The organism is Bradyrhizobium sp. WYCCWR 13022, assembly GCF_030435535.1.
GTDB lineage: Bacteria > Pseudomonadota > Alphaproteobacteria > Rhizobiales > Xanthobacteraceae > Bradyrhizobium.
Map to the genome: position 1 here is coordinate 131,978 of NZ_JAUIZJ010000007.1, position 16,528 is coordinate 148,505.

The 16,528-nt window shown below is 63.9% G+C and carries 15 protein-coding genes; 10 read left to right on the forward strand and 5 right to left on the reverse strand.

Annotated elements, in window-relative coordinates:
• The first annotated feature begins 363 nt into the window (after positions 1–363).
• The 7 genes from xoxF5 (at position 364) to QY049_RS12335 (ending at position 8,240) form a co-directional block, all read left to right on the forward strand.
• The gene (gene xoxF5 / locus QY049_RS12305; protein WP_258766003.1) at positions 364–2,166 is read left to right on the forward strand and encodes a lanthanide-dependent methanol dehydrogenase XoxF5; all 1,803 of its coding nucleotides are present in this window, start codon (positions 364–366) and stop codon (positions 2,164–2,166) included.
• A gap of 111 nt (positions 2,167–2,277) precedes the next feature.
• Complete coding sequence (locus QY049_RS12310; RefSeq protein WP_194482657.1) at positions 2,278–2,766, forward strand: c-type cytochrome, methanol metabolism-related; 489 nt, start codon at positions 2,278–2,280, stop codon at positions 2,764–2,766.
• A 61-nt stretch (positions 2,767–2,827) separates the two neighbouring features.
• The gene (locus tag QY049_RS12315; RefSeq protein WP_194481164.1) at positions 2,828–3,937 is read left to right on the forward strand and encodes an S-(hydroxymethyl)glutathione dehydrogenase/class III alcohol dehydrogenase; all 1,110 of its coding nucleotides are present in this window, start codon (positions 2,828–2,830) and stop codon (positions 3,935–3,937) included.
• A gap of 30 nt (positions 3,938–3,967) precedes the next feature.
• Complete coding sequence (gene gfa, locus QY049_RS12320; protein WP_194481162.1) at positions 3,968–4,531, forward strand: S-(hydroxymethyl)glutathione synthase; 564 nt, start codon at positions 3,968–3,970, stop codon at positions 4,529–4,531.
• Between the two features lie 622 nt (positions 4,532–5,153).
• Complete coding sequence (locus QY049_RS12325; protein ID WP_194481159.1) at positions 5,154–5,606, forward strand: (2Fe-2S)-binding protein; 453 nt, start codon at positions 5,154–5,156, stop codon at positions 5,604–5,606.
• A gap of 1 nt (position 5,607) precedes the next feature.
• Complete coding sequence (locus QY049_RS12330; protein ID WP_301269390.1) at positions 5,608–7,920, forward strand: molybdopterin cofactor-binding domain-containing protein; 2,313 nt, start codon at positions 5,608–5,610, stop codon at positions 7,918–7,920.
• Between the two features lie 56 nt (positions 7,921–7,976).
• On the forward strand, positions 7,977–8,240 hold the full coding sequence (locus QY049_RS12335; RefSeq protein ID WP_258766000.1) for a hypothetical protein: 264 nt from the start codon (positions 7,977–7,979) through the stop codon (positions 8,238–8,240).
• Positions 8,241–8,522: 282 nt separating this feature from the next.
• Here the strand turns inward: QY049_RS12335 and QY049_RS12340 are convergent, their stop codons facing one another.
• The 4 genes from QY049_RS12340 to QY049_RS12355 all read right to left on the reverse strand — a co-directional run bounded on the left by QY049_RS12340 (position 8,523) and on the right by QY049_RS12355 (position 12,753).
• The gene (locus tag QY049_RS12340) at positions 8,523–10,271 is read right to left on the reverse strand and encodes a methanol/ethanol family PQQ-dependent dehydrogenase (protein WP_301269391.1); all 1,749 of its coding nucleotides are present in this window, start codon (positions 10,269–10,271) and stop codon (positions 8,523–8,525) included.
• 117 nt (positions 10,272–10,388) lie between these two features.
• The gene (locus tag QY049_RS12345; RefSeq protein ID WP_301269392.1) at positions 10,389–11,039 is read right to left on the reverse strand and encodes a ubiquinol-cytochrome c reductase iron-sulfur subunit; all 651 of its coding nucleotides are present in this window, start codon (positions 11,037–11,039) and stop codon (positions 10,389–10,391) included.
• A 265-nt stretch (positions 11,040–11,304) separates the two neighbouring features.
• Positions 11,305–11,769 (reverse strand): group III truncated hemoglobin, encoded by a 465-nt coding sequence (locus QY049_RS12350; protein ID WP_301269393.1) that lies wholly within the window; start codon positions 11,767–11,769, stop codon positions 11,305–11,307.
• 132 nt (positions 11,770–11,901) lie between these two features.
• Positions 11,902–12,753, reverse strand: coding sequence for a 3-hydroxybutyryl-CoA dehydrogenase (locus QY049_RS12355; protein ID WP_194481139.1), 852 nt, complete (start codon positions 12,751–12,753; stop codon positions 11,902–11,904).
• Positions 12,754–13,319: 566 nt separating this feature from the next.
• Between QY049_RS12355 and QY049_RS12360 the strand changes: the two genes are divergently transcribed.
• Positions 13,320–14,018 (forward strand): ABC transporter permease, encoded by a 699-nt coding sequence (locus QY049_RS12360; RefSeq protein ID WP_258765995.1) that lies wholly within the window; start codon positions 13,320–13,322, stop codon positions 14,016–14,018.
• On the opposite strand, the gene QY049_RS12365 is transcribed toward QY049_RS12360, so the two are convergent.
• Complete coding sequence (locus QY049_RS12365; RefSeq protein WP_301269394.1) at positions 13,992–14,801, reverse strand: extracellular solute-binding protein; 810 nt, start codon at positions 14,799–14,801, stop codon at positions 13,992–13,994. The genes QY049_RS12360 and QY049_RS12365 overlap by 27 nt on opposite strands.
• 392 nt (positions 14,802–15,193) lie before the next feature.
• Here QY049_RS12365 and QY049_RS12370 point away from each other — a divergent pair, with 392 nt between their 5' ends.
• Positions 15,194–16,291, forward strand: coding sequence for a hypothetical protein (locus tag QY049_RS12370; protein ID WP_301269395.1), 1,098 nt, complete (start codon positions 15,194–15,196; stop codon positions 16,289–16,291).
• Positions 16,292–16,307: 16 nt separating this feature from the next.
• Positions 16,308–16,472, forward strand: coding sequence for a hypothetical protein (locus tag QY049_RS12375; protein WP_301269396.1), 165 nt, complete (start codon positions 16,308–16,310; stop codon positions 16,470–16,472).
• Positions 16,473–16,528 lie beyond the last annotated feature (56 nt).

Genomic DNA, 16,528 nt, shown 5'->3' on the forward strand with positions numbered 1-16,528 from the left:
TCCTCCGCCTTAGTTGCACCGCCGTCAAGGGGAACCTGAGACGCGAGCGTCGCACCAGGCCACGCCGAAGCCGCTGAATTCGCTACTGCAAAATCAAAAACTTCGCCTCCGTGCGCTATCGAGCAAAACGGCTTCTCTCTTGGGCAAGTTTCCCGATGACGAAGTCGTTAGGAATTGCGCCAGGAACAACAAGAACGGGCCGCTCCTGCACGTGGACCCGTAGCTCTCATCAGGAGGAGGAAACAGCACAGCATCGTTTCTGGTCCCCAACGTGACCGCCCTGCACGAGCAGACGCCGGACGAGAAGCCCGGTGATTGAGCAATGCTTCGGAAACAATAAACGAGACCAACGGAGGAATGACTATGCGCAAGGTTCTACTGGCGACTTTTCTAGGCTCCGCGGCGGCTCTCGCCGTCGGGACCGCGTCGGCCAATGACGAGCTGAACAAAATGTCGCAGAACCCGAAAGACTGGGTGATGCCGACCGGTGACTACGCCAACAACCGCTATTCCAAGCTGAACCAGATCAACGCCCAAAATGTCGGCAAGCTCCAGGTCGCGTGGACCTTCTCGACCGGCGTGCTGCGCGGCCACGAAGGTGGCCCGCTGATCATCGGCAACATGATGTACGTCCATACCCCGTTCCCGAACAAGGTCTACGCCATTGACCTTTCCAACGAGAACAAGATCGTCTGGAAGTACGAGCCGAAGCAGGATCCGAACGTCATCCCGGTGATGTGCTGCGATACCGTCAACCGCGGCCTCGCTTTCGGTGACGGCAAGATCTTCCTGCATCAGGCCGACACGACTCTCGTCGCGCTCGACGCCAAGACCGGTCAGGTTGCATGGACCGCGAAGAACGGCGATCCAAGCAAGGGCGAGACCGGCACCTCGGCGCCGATGGTCGTCAAGGACAAGGTGCTGATCGGCATCTCCGGTGGCGAGTTCGGCGTTCAGGCTCACATGAGCGCCTACGACATCAAGACCGGCAAGCTGGCCTGGCGCGGCTACTCGGAAGGTCCCGACGATCAGATCCTCGTCGACGACAAGACCACCGCTCTCGGCAAGCCGATCGGCAAGGACTCCAGCCTCAAGACCTGGCAGGGCGATCAGTGGAAGATCGGCGGCGGCGCCACCTGGGGCTGGATCTCCTATGATCCCGAGCTGAACCTGATCTATTACGGATCGGGCAACCCCTCGACCTGGAATCCGAAGCAGCGTCCCGGCGACAACAAATGGTCGATGACCATCTGGGCACGCAACCCGGATACCGGCATGGCCAAGTGGGTCTATCAGATGACGCCCCATGACGAATGGGACTATGACGGCGTCAACGAGATGATCCTCTCGGATCAGTCGATCAACGGCCAGGCCCGCAAGCTGCTGACGCATTTCGATCGTAACGGCCTCGGCTATACGCTCGATCGCGCCACCGGTGAGCTTCTGGTCGCCGAGAAGTACGACCCGAAGGTGAACTGGACCTCCGGCGTCGACATGGACAAGAACTCGCCGACCTATGGTCGTCCGAAGGTGCTCGACGCAGCTTCGACCGACAAGGCCGGTGAAGACCACAACGTGAAGGGCATCTGCCCGGCCGCGCTCGGCACGAAGGACGAGCAGCCGGCAGCCTACTCGCCCGACACGCAACTGTTCTACGTCCCGACCAACCACGTCTGCATGGACTACGAACCGTTCAAGGTGAGCTACACCGCGGGCCAGCCCTATGTGGGTGCGACGCTCTCGATGTATCCGCCGCAGGGCGATACCAACATGGGTAACTTCATCGCCTGGGACGGCAAGACCGGCAAGATCGTCTGGTCGAACAAGGAGCAGTTCTCGGTCTGGTCGGGCGCACTCGCAACCGCCGGCGGCGTGGTGTTCTACGGCACGCTCGAAGGCTACCTGAAGGCGGTCGACGCCAAGACCGGCAAGGAACTCTACAAGTTCAAGACTCCTTCCGGCATCATCGGCAACGTCACGACCTATGAGAACGGCGGCAAGCAGTACGTCGCAGTGCTCTCGGGCGTCGGCGGTTGGGCCGGTATCGGCTTGGCAGCAGGTCTGACTGATCCGACCGCCGGTCTCGGTGCGGTCGGCGGCTACGCGGCGCTCAGCAACTACACGGCACTCGGCGGCACGCTGACCGTGTTCTCGCTGCCCAACTAGCCTCTGTTCAGTCCCGCTCCGGCGCGTGGATCGACTCCACGCGCCGGCTCGTCTCCACCTGATGCCTTCGAGGAACACCTCTTGCGTAGAATCTGCTCTGTCATTGCTGCGATGATCTTCGTTGCGTCCGGTGGAATTGCTGTCGCTGACGGCTCGGGCGACCCGACTGCCGTCAAGCAGAACGAAACTGGCGAATGGCTCGATAAGGACGGTAACCCGACCTACAAGATCAACGGCGACTCCGTCGATTGGTACACCTATTCGGGATACCGCCGCTATCACTCGGACTGCCATGTGTGTCACGGCCCCGACGGCATGGGCTCGACCTATGCGCCGGCGTTGAAGGATTCGCTCAAGACGATGAGCTATGCCGACTTCCTCGGTGTCGTCGCCTCGGGCCGCAAGAACGTCTCCACGTCCCAGGAGAACGTGATGCCCGCCTTCGGCGATAACCCGAACGTCGCCTGCTACATGGACGATCTATACGTCTATCTGCGCGCCCGCTCCAACGATGCCTGGGGCCGCGCCCGTCCGGGCAAGCATGAGGACAAGAACGACGCCTATACCAAGAATGAAGACTCGTGCATGGGCAAGAAGTGAACGTCTTGGGCCCGCCCGAGACCCAAGTCCTGGCATCCCGCGAGAATTTGAGGAGCTACCGATGAAGACACGTGCCGCCGTCGCTTTCGAAGCCAAGAAACCGCTCGAGATCGTCGAAGTCGATCTGGAAGGACCGAAGGCCGGCGAAGTCCTGGTCGAGATCAAGGCGACGGGCATCTGCCATACCGACGCCTACACGCTCGACGGTTTCGACAGCGAAGGGATCTTCCCCTCGATCCTCGGCCATGAAGGCGCCGGCATCATCCGCGAGATCGGCGCGGGCGTCAGTTCGGTGAAGCCGGGCGATCACGTCATTCCGCTCTACACGCCGGAATGCCGGCAGTGCAAAAGCTGCCTGAGTCAGAAGACCAACCTCTGCACCGCGATCCGCGCGACGCAAGGCAAGGGCGTGATGCCCGACGGCACCAGCCGCTTCTCCTACAAGGGCAAGCCGATCTACCACTATATGGGCTGCTCGACCTTCTCCAACTTCACGGTGCTGCCGGAGATCGCGGTGGCGAAGATTCGCGAGGACGCGCCCTTCGACAAGAGCTGCTACATCGGCTGCGGCGTCACCACCGGCGTGGGCGCCGTGGTCAACACCGCGAAGGTCACGCCCGGCTCGAACGTCGTCGTGTTCGGCCTCGGCGGCATCGGCCTCAACGTCATCCAGGGCGCCAAGATGGCCGGCGCCGACAAGATCATCGGCGTCGACATCAACGACTCCAAGGAGGAATGGGGCCGCCGGTTCGGCATGACCGACTTCGTCAACCCCAAGAAGATCACCGGCGACATCGTTCCGCATCTCGTCACCCTGACCGACGGCGGCGCCGACTACACCTTCGATTGCACCGGCAACACCAATGTGATGCGCCAGGCGCTGGAAGCCTGCCATCGCGGCTGGGGCACCTCGATCATCATCGGCGTTGCCGAGGCCGGCAAGGAGATCGCCACCCGTCCGTTCCAGCTCGTCACCGGCCGCAACTGGCGCGGCACCGCGTTCGGCGGCGCCCGCGGCCGCACCGACGTGCCGAAGATCGTCGACTGGTACATGAACGGAAAGATCCAGATCGATCCGATGATCACCCACACGCTCAAGCTCGAAGACATCAACAAGGGCTTCGACCTGATGCATGAGGGCAAATCGATTCGTTCAGTCGTCGTGTTCTAGCTCAAGCGTCACCCCAAGGAGGATCGACCCATGACTGTTGCACTCCACCCCTCGATCGACAACGGCCTCAAACAGGGCAGCGGGCATTTTGCCGGCGGCACGCTCGCCTGCAAATGCAAGGACCATCAGGTCAAGGTCGGCATCAAGGGCGACGTCGCTCACAACCACGCCTGCGGCTGCACCAAGTGCTGGAAGCCGCAGGGCGCGACCTTCTCGGTCGTTGCCGTGGTGCCGCGCCAGAACCTCACCGTGCTCGAGAACGGCGACAAGCTCCAGATCGTCGACGCCTCGGCGGTGATCCAGCGGCACGCCTGCAAGGCCTGCGGCACCCACATGTTCGGCCGCATCGAGAACAAGAACCACCCGTTCTACGGTCTCGATTTCATCCATCCGGAACTGTTCCAAGAGCAGGGCTCGCAGGCACCGCAATTCGCAGCCTTCGTCTCTTCGGTGATCGAATCCGGCGTCAAGCCCGAGCAGATGGCCGGCATCCGGTCGCGACTGAAGGAAATCGGCCTCGAGCCCTATGACTGCCTGTCGCCGGCGCTGATGGATGCGATCGCGACCCACGTGGCGAAGGCCAAGGCCGCCTGAGCGAGATTGTCTGACGATTGCCGGTCCGCTCGCCGGTTCGCCGGCGAGCGGGACGGGTACGGCTTGGAATGATCGCGGCCTGTTGCCGCCTGTGCACGTTGCGTATGCGAGCGCGTTCCGCTCCCTCGGTCCTGGTCTCTGAATGACTGCGCAAGGCCGCCCTCTTCCTGCTTGAAGTCAGCGCGCCTTGCGATTCTCCCTCCCTCGACTGAGGACTACTGCTTCGTCCGCGCAGTCCCTCTGGCGGACGAAGCTTTTTTCACCTCTTCGATTTTGCGACCGGCCACCGCGCAGCCTGCCGCCGCGCCCTGCTTTTGACAAACCCCGGATGCAATCTGTTCGCGTCGAGTACAGCCGATCAATGACACTTGGCTGTGAACACCGATCCGGCGCGACCTCTGCTACGTCCCGTCGTCACGATGCCGCGCGAGTTCAATCAAATAAGAACAAAACGGGAGGTATCGAGTACATCCGAACATTGCGATTCGCTTTCCAGCCTCCTGCCGGGACCTGCTCGCGCAGGACGATGGGCTGGAGTGCGGTCACGCGACCTTACGAACATTGTGCCGAGAGATATCGGCAATGGTGAAATCAACAAGCTTATGAAGAGCGAGGGACGATCATGATCAAGGTGAAGATCAACGGCCAGGAACAGAGCTGGGACGGCGACCCGGATCTCCCGCTACTCTGGTTCCTGCGCGACGAAGCCGGGCTGACCGGCACCAAGTTCGGCTGCGGCCAGGCCCTGTGCGGCGCCTGCACCGTCATCGTCGACAAGGAGGCCGTGCGCTCCTGCATCACCTCGATCAACGACGTCGCGGGGCGCGAAGTCACCACCATCGAGGGGCTGCATCCGGATGGCGATCATCCGGTCCAGAAGGCCTGGCGCCAGGTCAACGTCCCCCAATGCGGCTTCTGCCAGGCCGGCCAGATCATGCAGGCCGCCGCGCTGCTGATGGAGAATCCCAAGCCGTCGCATGACCAGATCCGCGAGGCGATGTCCGGCAACATCTGCCGCTGCGGATGCTACCAGCGCATCGAGAATGCCGTCCACCTCGCATCGACGGGAGTGTGACATGAATTTCATCGACAAACCCGGCAAGCTCCGCGGCTTCGAGAAGAATCTGAAGATCGAGAAGGTCTCGCGTCGCAGCATCCTGAAAGGGCTCGGCGTCACCGGCGGTTTCATGCTCGCCGCTCCCGTGATGACGCGCCAGGCCTTTGCCTATGAGACCGGCGCCGGCAAGATGCCGCATGGCGTCGTGGTCGATCCGCGCGTGTTCGTCGCGGTCGCGCCCGATGGCACCGTCACCATCCTCGCCCACCGCTCCGAAATGGGCACCGGCGTACGCACCAGCCTGCCGCTGATCGTCGCCGAGGAGATGGAGGCCGACTGGTCCAAGGTCAAGGTGGAGCAGGCCCATGGCGACGAGGTCAAGTTCGGTAACCAGGACACCGACGGCTCGCGCAGCACGCGGCACTATTTGATCCCGATGCGACAGATCGGCGCCTCCGCCCGCACCATGCTGGAACAGGCTGCGGCGAAGCGCTGGGGCGTGCCGGCGACCGAGGTGAAAGCGGTCAATCACGAGGTCGTCCACGGCGCCAGCGGACGCAAGCTTGGCTTCGGCGAGCTCGCGGCCGACGCCGCCAAGGAATCGGTGCCCAGCATCGAAGGCCTCAAGCTGAAGGACCCCAAGGATTTCCGCTATCTCGGCAAGGGTCAGGTCGGCATCGTCGATCTCCACGACATCACCACCGGCAAGGCCCGCTACGGCGCCGATGTGCGCCTGCCCGGGATGAAATACGCCGTGATCGCGCGCCCGCCTGTTACCGGCGGCAAGCTCACCTCGTTCGATCCGGACGCGGCGCTGAAAGTGCCCGGCGTCGAGAAGGTGATGAAAGTTCAAGGCTGGCCGTGGCCGTCGAAATTCCAGCCGCTCGGCGGCGTCGCGGTGATCGCGCGCAACACCGGCGCTGCCATCAAGGGCCGCGACGCGCTGAAGCTGGTCTGGGACGACGGCGCCAACGGCAAATACGACTCGGTCGCCTATCGCAAGGATCTCGAGGAAGCCTCGCGCAAGCCGGGCCTCGTCGTGCGCCAGGAGGGCGATGCGGATGCCGCGCTCAAGACGGCCGCCAAGGTCGTTGTCGGCGAGTATTATCTGCCGCACCTCGCCCATGTCAGCATGGAGCCGCCGGTGGCGGTCGCCGACGTCAAGGGCGACAAGGCGGAGATCTGGGCGCCGGTGCAGAGCCCCGGCGGCACGCGTGAAGACGTCGCCAAGACGCTCGGTATTCCCGAGGGCAACGTCACCGTCAATGTCACGCTGCTCGGCGGCGGCTTCGGCCGCAAGTCGAAATGCGACTTTGCGCTCGAGGCCGCGCTGCTGTCGAAGGAGCTCGGCACGCCGGTGAAGGTGCAATGGACGCGCGAGGACGACCTCCATCACGACTTCCTGCACACCGTCTCGGTGGAGCGGATCGAAGCGGGCCTCGACAAGGACGGCAAGGTGATCGCCTGGCGCCATCGCAGCGTGGCGCCGACCATCGCCTCGACCTTCGCGGCGGGTGCCAAGCATGCGGCTGCGTTCGAGCTCGGCATGGGTCTCGTCGACATGCCGTTCGAGATCGCCAACATCTCCTGCGAGAACCCGGAAGCCGCTGCGTTCACCCGCATCGGCTGGTTCCGCTCGGTCTCGAACATCCCGCGCGCCTTCGCCGTGCAGTCGATGGTCGGCGAGATCGCGAGCGCGACCGGACGCGACCAGAAGGAGACATTGCTCGCGCTGATCGGCAGCCCCCGGATCGTCAAGCCCAACGTGAAGGACCTCTGGAACTACGGCGAGCCCTATGACAGCTACCCGATCGACACCGCACGCCTGCGCAAAGTGGTCGAGCTGGTCGCCGAGAAGGGCGAATGGGGCCGTCAGGTGCCCAAGGGCCACGGTCTCGGCATCGCCGTCCACCGCAGCTTCGTCAGCTATATCGCGACCATCGTCGAGGTCGCCGTGGACGAGAAGGGCAAGCTGACGGTGCCGCGGGTCGACACCGCGATCGACTGCGGGACCTATGTCAACCCCGAGCGCATCGCCTCGCAGATCGAGGGCGCCGCGATCATGGGGCTGAGCCTCGCCAAATACGGCGCGGTCACCTTCAAGGACGGCAAGGTGGAGCAGAAGAATTTTGACGACTTCCGGGTCGTCAGGATCGACGAGGCACCGCTGATCACCAACGTCCATATCGTGCCGCCCGGGCCGGACACGCCGCCGAGCGGCGTCGGCGAGCCCGGCGTACCGCCCTTCGCACCCGCGCTGATGAACGCGATCTTCGCGGCGACCGGCAAGCGCATCCGCGCGCTCCCGATCGGCAAGCAATTGGAGGCTTGAGGCGGAACATCCGGCGGCCTCGCGCCGTTTCTCTTCGATCTGACAGGAGCAGATCGATGACCAACATTCCAAGGGCGCTCGCAGTCTCGTTGCTGTCGAGCGCCTTTCTTTTGACCGCCGCAGCCGCGTTCGCGCAGAGCAGCAACACCACGCCGCCGACCACGGCGACGCGCCCCACCGCGCCGGACCAGAGCTCGCTCCCCAACGCCGGCGCCCCGCCCGCGTCCACCACGCAGACGACCGGGCAGAGCAGCAACGATCCGAAGATTCGGGAGATGAATCAGGCGGAGAAGGACAAGGTGGATCGGCAGGGGAAGTAGGTCGGATAGCGCCTGCGCATTGATGAGCCCTCTCCCCTTGTGGGAGAGGGCAGCGACGCTGGTAACCACAACCTCACTTGGGTGAGGGGTCTGTCTCCGCGCATTCTCTCTCAATTGAATTCCAGGATAGAACCCCTCATCCGGCGCTTCGCGCCACCTTCTCCCACAAGGGGAGAAGGAAGAATCGTCTCCCATCACACGCACACAAAGTGCGGCGGACGTCGCCGTCCGCCGCACTCGCCACCCCCCTGCTGCTCCGCCTACTTCGATCCGCCGCGGAGCTTACTTCTTCAGCGCGAACACCCAGATCACGCCGCCTTGCGGCACGTTGGACTCGATGCCGATATTGTTGGTCGCCAGCGCGTCCTGGATGCGCTGCGCGTCGACGCCCCAGCCCGACTGGATCGCGACGTATTGCGTGCCGTCGATCTCATAGGACATCGGCATGCCCATGATGCCGGAGTTGGTCTTCTGCTCCCACAACACCTCGCCGGTCTTGGCATTGAAGGCGCGGAAGTTGCGGTCGTTGGTGCCGCCGGCGAAGACGAGATCGCCTGCGGTGGCCGTGACCGAGCCGAACATCTGCGACTTCGGAAAATTGTGCTGCCACACCTTCTTGCCGGTCGCGGGATCCCAGGCCTGGATCTCGCCGAAATGATCGGCGCCGGGTTTGGTCTTCAGGCCGATATCCTCCGGCTTGGTGCCGAGCCAGAGCTCGCCCGGCTTGAGCGGGATCTTCTCGCCGGTGAAGCCGCCGCAGAAATTCTCGTTGGCGGGCACGTAGACGAGACCGGTCTTCTGGCTGTAGGCGGCCGACGGCCAGTCCTTGCCGCCCCACAGCGACGGGCAGAACTCCACGCGCTTACCGACGACAGGTTTGTGATCGGGATCGAGGATCGGCTTGCCGTTCTCGTCGATGCCCTTCCAGACGTTGGTCGAGACGAACGGCCAGCCGGCGACGTAGTTGATCTTGGTCGGCGTACGCTCGAGCACCCAGAAGATCGCGTCGCGGCCGGGATGGACCAGGCTCTTGATGCTGCGGCCGTCACGCTGCAGGTCGATCAGCATCGGCGCGTCGACCTCGTCCCAGTCCCAGGAATCGTTCTGGTGGTACTGGTGATAGGTCTTGATCTTGCCGTTGCCGGGATCGAGCGCGATCACCGACGAGGTGTAGAGATTGTCGCCGGGATGCATTTCGCCGGGCCATGGTGCCGCATTGCCGACGCCCCAATAGATCGTCTTGGTGTCCTTGTCGTAGGTCCCGGTCATCCAGGCCGAGCCGCCGCCGTTCTTCCAGTCGTCGCCCTGCCAGGTGTCGTGGCCGGGCTCGCCTTCGCCGGGAATGGTGAAGGTGCGCCACAGCTCCTTGCCGCCCTTGGCATCGAAGGCGGCGACATAGCCGCGCACGCCGAACTCCCCGCCGGACCCGCCGACGATGACCTTGCCGTCGACGATCAGCGGCATCAGGGTCATGTACTGACCCTTCTTGTAGTCCTGCACCTTGGTGTCCCACACCACCTTGCCGGTCTTGGCGTCGAGCGCGACGACGTGGTCGTCGGTGGTGGCGAGATAGAGCTTGTCCTCCCACAGGCCGACGCCGCGGCTGGTCGGATGCAGCTGGAACAGATCGTCGGGAAGCTGTCGCTTGTAGCGCCAATATTCGTCGCCGGTCTTCGCGTTCAGCGCGATCACCTGCCCCATCGGCGTCGCCACGAACATCACGCCGTTATTGACGATCGGCGGGGCCTCGTGGCCTTCGACCACGCCCGTGGCGAATGTCCAGACCGGCGTGAGATCCTTGACATTCGAGGTGTTGATCTGGTCAAGCGGGCTGTAGCCCTGTCCGTCATAGGTGCGCCGATAGAGCATCCAGTTGCCGGGTTCCGGATTCTCCAGGCGCTGCTGGGTAACGGGCGAATAGCTCTCGATCGGGCCGGCGATCGCCGCGGTCGAAGCGATGCATGTAAAGGCGACGAAGCCGGACAGCAGTATTTGCTTCCTGGTCGCGCATGTTTTCCTGGACGTTTTCATGGACGTTTCCCCTTTTCATCCGGTTGAATTCTTGTTCTGAATTCTTGTCGTTCGTCCCGAAATCCGCCGCTGGGCGGATGCGGCCTCTCGTGACGCGGGCAGATCCCGCACCGTCCATCATCCCGGCTGCGCGCCACCTACCCTTCCGATGAATCCACCCGCGACGCTGAGCGCGCCGTCAGCGAGCGCCAGCGGCAGCGCGGCGAGCCGCCGCGGCGCCGGCCCGAACACCACCTCCGCGCCCGCGCGGGGATCGTATTCGGAGTTGTGGCACATGCACTTGAACACCTCGGCGTCGCCGACATCGCTCTTCACCCAGGCGGTGACGGGACAGCCGGCATGGGCGCAGATCGCCGAATAGGCGAGGATCCCGTCGACGGCGCGCGCTCTGGTCTGTTCGTCGAGCGAGGCGGGATCGAGCCGGATCATCAGGATCTCGTTGAGGCGCGAGCCACTGCGCACCACCGATGTCTTGGGATCCTGCGGCCAGGCATGCACCGGCGGGCCACCGAGCTTCAGATCAGCGGCCTTGATGAGCTTTCCTTCGCTGTCGCCCTCTGAGAAAACGAGAAGGTCGCCCTTCTGCGGCCGCTCGTCGGAGCCGGGCGGATCTTCGCCCGCGCGCACTGGTGCGGAACAGCCGAGACACGCGGTGGCGGCGAGCGCACCGAGCAACAGCTCGCGCCGCGTTTGCTCCGCGCTGACATCGGCTTCGGGATCCGCATTGCCATCGGATGATGAGGAGCTGCTGAATGATGCGCGCGACATGCACAGTAGCAGGCGCTGGAACTCTGCCGAAATGAAGGCGAAGAATTGGCGCCGCAGTGCATCAATATGGCTTTGCTCGCTTTGATTGAACACGACTGCACGTGTTCAAAGGCGTTTTTGCCATTTCAACGTCATGCCGCGCGATCGGCATGATGATTTTGCAGATCAGGTCGATGCTGCGGGAATTGGTGCAGCGGGTTGTCGTTAGCGCGATGCAACCGAAACGCGATTCAACTGCACGTTTATCGAGCAGGCATTTTGTATTTCAGGACCTGAGCACATGGCGCGGCGACGCGATGCGACCAGCGATGGTGGCCGAGGCCATCTCGAAGCTGTCGGCGATGCGACGCGCCTTGTCGATAAAGAGCGCTGCCGCCGGCGGCGGACAGACCTCGCGCGCGGTCTGCTCGAACAGGTCGAGCCAGCGATCAAAATGATCGCCAACCAGGCTGAGCGGCATGTGCGCCCGCATCGGCGAGCCATGGTAGCGGCCGCTCATCAGCACCACCGACGACCAGAAGCCCGTGAGCTTGGCGAGATGCTCGTCCCAATTCTGCACGATCGCAAAGATGGGTCCGAGCAGCGCGTCCTCGCGGACCCGGCCATAGAAGCGGGTCACGAGTTCCCCGATCATCTCCTCGGTGATCCCGGTGCGCTCGATCGCGTCCTGGCTCAGCAGGTTCCGCCGCGCGGCCGCTGCCTCGCGCTCGGCCTTCAGTCGATCCGACATGTCCTTTGTTTTCCGTTTCGTTGGTCCCGCGAGCCGCCCATTCGACATTATCAGGCCACTTGCGCAAGCCGTCTTTGTCGTAGCGCAATTTGCGGGATCGAGCGGCGGGCGAGCCCGCCGCCCGCGCCAAGATCAGGCGCCGTAGCTGTAAAACCCCTGCCCGGTCTTGCGGCCGAGATGGCCGGCGTCGACCATTTCCTTGAGCAAGGGGGCCGGACGGTATTTGGGGTCGTTGAAGCCCTTGTAAAAGACCTCCATCACCGACAGCATGGTGTCGAGGCCGACGAGGTCGGCAAGCGCCAGCGGCCCGATCGGATGGTTGCAGCCGAGCTTCATGCCGGCGTCGATTTCCTCGGCGGTCGCAATGCCCTCCTGGAGCGCGAAGATTGCCTCGTTGATCATCGGGCACAGGATGCGGTTGACGGCGAAGCCAGGGCTGTTCTTGGCCGTGATCGCCACCTTACCGACGCGCTGGGCGAAGTCGAGCGCCTTGGCGTGAGTGTCGTCCGAGGTCTGCAGGCCGCGGATCAGCTCCAGCAGTTGCATCACCGGAACCGGGTTGAAGAAGTGCATGCCGATGAAGCGATCGGGACGATCGGTCGCCGCGGCAAGCTTGGTGATCGAGATCGAGGAGGTATTGGTCGCAAGCAGCGTGCGCGGCGACAGCGTGGCGCAGAGATCCTTCAGTATCTTGACCTTGAGCTCCTCGTTCTCCGTCGCAGCCTCGATCACGAGGTCGCAGTCGGCAAGCTTGGCGCGGTCGGTCGTGCCGGTGATGCGCTTGAGCGTCGCGTCGCGATCGGCCGCCGACATCTTCTCTTTCTTGACCAGGCGCTCAAGGCTGCCTCCAACGGTCGAGATGCCGCGGTTCACTGCCGCGTCGGAGATGTCGACCATCACGACCGACAGCCCTGCCGCGGCGCAGATTTGGGCGATGCCGTTGCCCATGGTCCCTGCTCCGATGATGCCAACGGTATTGATCATGGAATGACGTCCTTCTCGTTGAGCGGGTCCGGCCTTGAGCGGCGTGCCCGGTTTGACCTGAATTTCGAGCCGCGGCCGCCTTGAGTGCTGCACCGCATCCAGGCTCTTCCTTAGCGCATCCGTGGCGAGAATAAAGTCGCCTTTGCGCCCGCAAAAGGCACGATTTTCCGGGTCTCGCGGCCTGACCGGCCCGAGTTTTGCGGCTCGTTCCGCCCTCCGGGATTGCCGAGGGCTCAGGAAGGCCTTACGGGGGTCGGCCCTCGTGCCGGGTGAGGTGAACGACAATTGCAACATTTCCGAATTCGGTAAAGAAGAATGCTTTCGCGTACGAGCCTCGACTTTCGTGGCGGCGCGGATCGCCAGGTGTTTTGCCCGTCAAGTCGGCCAAGATTCGGGTTGACGCATCGGGCCCGAGAGGCGATCGATGATCCCCGAAAACCGAAGGTGTTGTCGATGGACGCGATCATCACCCACAGTCACGAATGCGGCACGCTGCACACCACGCTGGCCACGACACGGAATGCCAGTATCGAGCCGCAGGCGGTTGAACATTTGCATCAGGCCGGATGAACGACTTCGCGCGCTCCATCGTTGCCGCGTTCACGCTGATCGGCGAGGCCGATCCCGAACTGCTCGGCATCGTCGCACTGTCGGTGCGCGTCAGCCTGACGGCCGGCATCGTCGCGCTGCTGATCGGCGCCCCGTTCGGCGCCCTGCTCGCGATCACCCGCTTTCGCGGGCGGCAGGTCATCATCGTGCTGACCAATGCGCTGCTCGGGCTGCCGCCGGTCGTGGTCGGGCTTGCGCTTTATCTCCTGCTGTCGCGCTCGGGCCCGCTCGGCGCGGCCGGGTTGCTGTTTACGCCGGCGGCGATGGTGATCGCGCAGACGCTGCTGGCGACGCCGATCGTGGTCGCGCTGGTACACAGGCCGGCGAGCCTGTTGTGGGCCGAATATGGCGACCTCGCCCGGATCGACGGACTGTCGACATTGCGGAGCATCGGCCTGTTGTTCGCGCTCGGCCGCACCTCGCTGCTGACGGCCTTCCTCGCCGCGTTCGGGCGCGCCATCGCCGAGGTCGGCGCCATCATCATCGTCGGCGGCAACATCCGCGGCTTTACCCGCACGATGACGACCGCCATCGCGCTGGAGACCAGCAAGGGAGACCTGCCGCTGGCGCTCGGACTCGGGCTGATCCTGCTCGCGCTCAGCGTCGCCGTCTCGACCGTCGCCTTCCTGCTAGTGGGACGCGTTGGGGAAAAATAGCTGGTCGCCGCCGACCTTGTAGCCGGCGATCGCATCCTGCCCCTTTGGCGAGATCAGCCAATCGATGAAAGCCTGCCCGTCCTTCGCCTTCACATTGGGATGCTTGTCCGGATTGACCAGCATGACGCCGTATTGGTTGAACAGCCGCTTGTCGCCCTCTGTCAGGATCACAAGCTCGCCCCGGTTCTTGAACGACAGCCAGGTGCCGCGGTCGGACAACAAATACGCTGATGACGACGACGCCATGTTCAGCGCCGGGCCCATGCCCTGGCCGATCTCGCGATACCAGCTGGCCTTGCCAGCGGCGGGATCGATACCAGCCTCCTTCCACAATCTCAGCTCGGCAGAATGCGTGCCGGACTTGTCGCCGCGCGAGATGAATGGCGCCTTCGCCGCCGAGATCTTGCGCAAGGCATCGGCGACGTCCTTGTCGCCGGCGATTTTCGCGGGGTCGCTCTTCGGCCCGACGATGATGAAATCGTTGTACATGACGTCGAAGCGCTTCACGCCCTGCCCTTCGGACATGAACTTGTCCTCGGCCGGCCTGTCATGGACGAACACCACGTCGGCATCGCCGCGCCGTCCGATGTCGAGCGCCTGGCCGGTGCCGACGGCGACGACCTTCACCTCGATGCCCTCGGCCTTCGAGAACAGTGGCAGCAGATAGCCGAACAGGCCGGACTGCTCGGTCGACGTCGTCGAGGCCACCGTGATGCTGCGGTCCTGCGCATGAGCATATGCCGACCAGATCAGAACCGCTGTGATGGCGGCAAGCTTCTTCATTGCGTCGTCCTCATTCCCCGGGGGCTTCAAAATAGGCGGCGAACATGACGCTGGAAAGCCCGACGTTTGGTGCAGCAGTTTACGGGGCGCGGTCGCGTTGGCGGCGGCGTCACGACGATCGCAGCTACTCGACGATGGCCGAGATCTCCTCGAGCAGCGCCCCCGCAGCAGCGCATCGTGATGCCGCTTGTTCCGACGCATCAACCCGACCACGACGAGGATCCGCTCATATCGATGCATTTCGAATGAACGCCGCGGCGCGCCGGGCTGTGCAGATGTTCTGCAATTGGTCCCGCCTCAATTGACAGGGGTGTGAGGGCCGGGGCAGTTTTTCACATTGCTGGCGAATCAGCGATTGCCCGCGGCCCCGAGTACCTCTTGGACAATTCCCAGTGCTTTCGAGACTGATATCGTTGCTGAGCCGCATTCCCGCGGTCAAATGGGCGTTCAACCGGCTTCGGCCCCTGCCGCACAGCGGCAGCATCGAGGTGGCGCAGATCGCTGCGGATCAGCAGGCCACGGCCACGAGCGATATCAGCGTCCGCGACGAGTCCTCCCTGGATACGCCGGCAGAGCTCGGACCCGTCGTTGTCGACGAAATATCAGTCCCCTCGGTCGAGATCGCGAGCGACCTGGTTGATCCGCCTGAAGTCGACCCGACTGCGAAACTTTCGGCAGATGCTGAACCCGAGGTCGTCAACGAGGCACCGGCGTCGTTTGTCGAGGCCGAGGCCATGGAGGAGGCTCCGGTCTGTTCTGTTGAAGAGGTCAAGCCTGCGATCGCGGAGCAAATCTTCGCCGCGGCTGCCGAGACGCAGGCAACACCGGTCGAGACCTCCGGAACCATCGTCGACGACGAACCTGTCTCCGCGATTTTCGTGGAAGCCGAACCGGTCGTAATCGACGAGATGCCCGTCGTCGAAATCAGCGCTGAGATCACTGCATCTGTCGTCATCGAGGCCAGCGTCAAGAGCGAGCCCGCCCCGAGCGTCGCCGCGGAGATCGAGCCCGACGTCGTCAACGACCTTCCGCCCGTCGCGGCCGTCGTCGCTGAGGAGACGACGACCCACGCGCCGATCGTTGCCGCGCACGTCGAGACGGAGCCGTCGCCCGTGTCGTCCGCTCCGAGGAGCCCGAGTGCACCAAAGGCTCGCGCAAAAATCGTCGAGCCCGCCGATCGCGCCGCGCTGATCCGGCAACGCTGGGCGGAGACCGGCGTCAGGATGTGGAATCCGCGGCTGCACGGCACGGGTGAAGCCACGCTGAACATCCAGGGCCGCATCGGGCTGCTGGCGCCCGAGCCCGGCGAGACCATGCCGCGCTACGACAAGCTCGAATTCAAGCTGCTCGGCGGCCAGATCGTCTGCGAAGGCGTGATCGTCGAGGCACCGGCGCATGCGGGCCAGCGCAGCTTTACCCGCCTGGCCGAACCGCGCGGCGCCGATCGCACGCGCGAGCCGGTGCGGGAACGCCGGGCCGCCCTCGCCTGATCCTTTTCTCGCTGCGATGACGCGACGCCATGTGCGCCACCGCCGGGGCGACCATCGGCGGGCGCTGAACATCGCGCGCCGCCTCGCCGCCATGCTCAAACCGGACAGCGACCGTTATTCCGCGCATGACGCGGAATTTTTCCAACACGTGGCGGTTGCTGCCGCCTCGCGCAACATCTAGCCTCCCGGTCGATCCGCGCGGAACCGCGGTCGCAACGACAACAACATCAGGGAGCA

What these genes read in the sequence shown, in the direction of transcription:
- xoxF5 (WP_258766003.1), top strand. Translation starts at nt 364, where the DNA reads ATGCGCAAGGTTCTACTGGCGACTTTTCTAGGCTCCGCGGCGGCTCTC.
- QY049_RS12310 (WP_194482657.1), top strand. Translation starts at nt 2,278, where the DNA reads ATGATCTTCGTTGCGTCCGGTGGAATTGCTGTCGCTGACGGCTCGGGC.
- QY049_RS12315 (WP_194481164.1), top strand. Translation starts at nt 2,828, where the DNA reads ATGAAGACACGTGCCGCCGTCGCTTTCGAAGCCAAGAAACCGCTCGAG.
- gfa (WP_194481162.1), top strand. Translation starts at nt 3,968, where the DNA reads ATGACTGTTGCACTCCACCCCTCGATCGACAACGGCCTCAAACAGGGC.
- QY049_RS12325 (WP_194481159.1), top strand. Translation starts at nt 5,154, where the DNA reads ATGATCAAGGTGAAGATCAACGGCCAGGAACAGAGCTGGGACGGCGAC.
- QY049_RS12330 (WP_301269390.1), top strand. Translation starts at nt 5,608, where the DNA reads ATGAATTTCATCGACAAACCCGGCAAGCTCCGCGGCTTCGAGAAGAAT.
- QY049_RS12335 (WP_258766000.1), top strand. Translation starts at nt 7,977, where the DNA reads ATGACCAACATTCCAAGGGCGCTCGCAGTCTCGTTGCTGTCGAGCGCC.
- QY049_RS12340 (WP_301269391.1), bottom strand. Translation starts at nt 10,271, where the DNA reads ATGAAAACGTCCAGGAAAACATGCGCGACCAGGAAGCAAATACTGCTG.
- QY049_RS12345 (WP_301269392.1), bottom strand. Translation starts at nt 11,039, where the DNA reads ATGTCGCGCGCATCATTCAGCAGCTCCTCATCATCCGATGGCAATGCG.
- QY049_RS12350 (WP_301269393.1), bottom strand. Translation starts at nt 11,769, where the DNA reads ATGTCGGATCGACTGAAGGCCGAGCGCGAGGCAGCGGCCGCGCGGCGG.
- QY049_RS12355 (WP_194481139.1), bottom strand. Translation starts at nt 12,753, where the DNA reads ATGATCAATACCGTTGGCATCATCGGAGCAGGGACCATGGGCAACGGC.
- QY049_RS12360 (WP_258765995.1), top strand. Translation starts at nt 13,320, where the DNA reads ATGAACGACTTCGCGCGCTCCATCGTTGCCGCGTTCACGCTGATCGGC.
- QY049_RS12365 (WP_301269394.1), bottom strand. Translation starts at nt 14,801, where the DNA reads ATGAAGAAGCTTGCCGCCATCACAGCGGTTCTGATCTGGTCGGCATAT.
- QY049_RS12375 (WP_301269396.1), top strand. Translation starts at nt 16,308, where the DNA reads ATGACGCGACGCCATGTGCGCCACCGCCGGGGCGACCATCGGCGGGCG.